At 65.8% G+C, this 1,919-nt stretch carries 2 protein-coding genes and 1 pseudogene; all 3 read right to left on the reverse strand.

Annotated elements, in window-relative coordinates; all coding sequences use genetic code 11:
- Positions 1–405: pseudogene (locus tag WBF74_RS02920) on the reverse strand (1-deoxy-D-xylulose-5-phosphate reductoisomerase); the annotation flags it as partial.
- Positions 396–1,256 (reverse strand): phosphatidate cytidylyltransferase, encoded by an 861-nt coding sequence (locus tag WBF74_RS02925; protein ID WP_424434917.1) that lies wholly within the window; start codon positions 1,254–1,256, stop codon positions 396–398. The pseudogene WBF74_RS02920 and the gene WBF74_RS02925, both read right to left, overlap by 10 nt.
- A partial coding sequence (locus tag WBF74_RS02930) for an isoprenyl transferase (RefSeq protein ID WP_424434920.1) occupies positions 1,253–1,919 on the reverse strand: 667 nt, incomplete at its 5' end. The genes WBF74_RS02925 and WBF74_RS02930, both read right to left, overlap by 4 nt.

Genomic DNA, 1,919 nt, shown 5'->3' on the forward strand with positions numbered 1-1,919 from the left:
GAGCGCCACGCAGGCCCCCCGCCGTACGGCGGAAAGTGTGGGCGCAAGCCCCGCCACGCCGACGATCCCTGCCATCACCCAGTCCGAAGGACGCTCTGCCGCCTCGACAACGGCCTGCGCGCCTGCCGCAACTTCAATGCCGGTTCCGGCCAGCGCCTCTTTCAGCGCGGCATAATGCGTGTCCTGTCCGATCACGGCGAGGCGCGGGCGGTGTTCGCGCGCCTGCGCGGCCAGCGCCGCCACATTGCTGTGTGCGGTGATGGCGGCGAGATCGAAGCTCTCCCGGTTGCGCGCAACGAGATCGAGCGTCGAGCAGCCGATGGAGCCGGTCGAACCCAGAATGGTGACGCTCCGTCTGCCCGTGGCAGGGCTCCTTTCGCTTGCTGCGGAATGGGTTACGGCCAAATCAACACTCCTGCGGCGGGGTTAGCCGCATTGTTCACAAGCGCAAGCAGGGCGGCGCCGATTGCGACAGCCACCAGCCCGTCCACGCGGTCGAGAATACCCCCGTGCCCCGGAATAAGCGCGCCGGAATCCTTCACGCCCGCCCGGCGCTTCAATGCGGATTCCGCGAAATCGCCCGCCTGTTCCAGTACGGTGAGGACGATGGCGATAAGAATGAGGGCCAGAACCGAGCCTTCGCCGAGCCAATACCATGTGCCGATGGCAACCACGACCGCGCCCGCCATGCCGCCGAGAAGTCCCGCCCAGGTTTTCTTGGGGGAGATGCGCGGCGCGAGTTTCGGCCCGCCGATGAAGCGGCCGGAGAAATAGGCGAAGGTGTCGATTGCCCAGACGGTGACGAGCAGCCAGACGAGAACGGCCAGCCCCAGGCTCTCATCGGCGCGGAGCCAGATCAGGGCGACGAGCGGCGTTACGAGATAGAGATAGGCGACAAGCGCGGGCCAGAGCGGGCGCCGGGTCCAGCTTCGCGCGGCAAGGGAGAAGGCAAGTCCCGCCCCGCCTGCGGCGAGCGCCGCCGAAGGCAACCCCATGCCCGCAAGCAGAACCGACGCGATGCCGGTCAGCGTCAGAAACCAAGACGTGCGGACCGAAGCTTCACCGAAAAGCAGGCCCGCCAGTTCCCATGCCATCGCAACGCAGGCAACCAGAAGAAGCGCCGTAAAGAACCAGCCTCCGAACCAGACCGCCGCCAGCACCACGGGCGCCAGCACCAGAGCAGAAAGCACCCGGGTTCCGAGATCGCCCATTTTCTTGCCTGGCGCTTCCGCCTTTTCCGCTTGCGACACCGTCATGAGGTGGCAGCCCCTTCGGGCGTGCCCAGCCCGCCAAAGCGACGGACGCGGCGCTGATATTCGTCAACCGCCTCGCGCAGCCGGTCGGGCGTGAAGTCCGGCCAGAGTGCATCGGAGAAAACGAGTTCGGAATAGGCACCCTGCCAGATGAGGAAGTTGGAGAGACGCTTTTCGCCGCTGGTGCGGATGATGAGGTCGGGATCAGGCACACCTGCCGTGTCGAGAAAACCCGATACTGTTTCCGGGGTGATGGCCTCCGGCTCAAGCCGCCCCGCCTTCACCTCCTGCGCGATGCGGCGCATGGCGGAGGTGATTTCGTTCTGGCCGCCATAATTGAAGGCGATCTGGAGTTTCAGACGGTCATTCTGGCGGGTCAGCGCTTCGGCTTCGTCGATCAGCGCCACGATATCCGCGTCGAGATGGTCCCGGTCGCCGATCACCCGGACCTGCACGCCGTTCTGGTGAAGCTCGGCGAGATCGCGGCGGATGAAAAGCCGCAGCAGGCCCATCAGGTCGTTGACTTCCTCAGGCGGACGCTTCCAGTTTTCGGAGCTGAAGCCGTAAAGCGTCAGATATTCGATACCGAGATTGCCCGCTGCGCGCACGATGACGCGCACGGCCTCCACGCCCTGACGGTGGCCGGCCGCGCGCGGCAGATGGCGC

Source organism: Parvibaculum sp., assembly GCF_049672805.1.
Classification (GTDB): Bacteria; Pseudomonadota; Alphaproteobacteria; order Parvibaculales; family Parvibaculaceae; genus Parvibaculum.